The organism is Microtetraspora sp. AC03309 (assembly GCF_020826795.1).
Lineage (GTDB): Bacteria > Actinomycetota > Actinomycetes > Streptosporangiales > Streptosporangiaceae > Microtetraspora > Microtetraspora glauca.
In genome coordinates this window covers 1-574 of sequence record NZ_JADDIL010000390.1, presented here as the reverse complement: position 1 = coordinate 574, position 574 = coordinate 1, and the positions used below count along the sequence as shown (strand labels likewise).

1 protein-coding gene is annotated in these 574 nt (G+C 63.1%); it reads left to right on the top strand.

Annotation, left to right across the window (positions count from 1 at the left end; genetic code table 11):
- Nucleotides 1-574, top strand: a 574-nt coding sequence (locus tag IMZ11_RS43485; RefSeq protein ID WP_228649538.1) for an SNF2-related protein, incomplete at both ends; no start/stop codon positions are given.

The window sequence follows — 574 nt, the reverse complement described above, 5'->3', positions numbered from 1 at the left end:
GTGGCGGGTCAATCTGGCGCGGTTGGCCGCCGCACGTCCGCCGGTGCCCGTCGAACCGCCCGCCGGATTGAAAGCGGACCTGCGTGATTATCAGCGGGACGGATTGGACTGGCTGTCGTTCCTGTGGGACAAAGGAATCGGTGGCGTCCTCGCTGACGACATGGGTCTGGGGAAGACTGTGCAGACCTTGGCGCTGATCGCTCGCGCGGTGAGCGGCGGAGCTGGGAAGTTTCTCGTGGTGGCGCCCACCAGCGTGGCGCGTAACTGGGCGGCCGAGTGTGCCAAGTTCACCCCCGATCTGAACGCGGTGGTCGTCACATCCACCGTTGCCAAGGCAGCCGGGGGGTTGGCCGATCAGGTGGCTGCAGCCGATATCGTCGTCACCTCCTACACGCTGTTGCGCATGGATGTCGCCGAGTACTCGCAAATTCCCTGGGCTGGAATGATTCTCGACGAAGCACAGTTCGTCAAGAATCACCACAGCAAGACCCATCAGGCCGCCCGGCTGCTGGATGTGCCGTTCAAGTTGGCGATCACCGGCACACCTATGGAGAACAACCTGATGGAGCTGTGG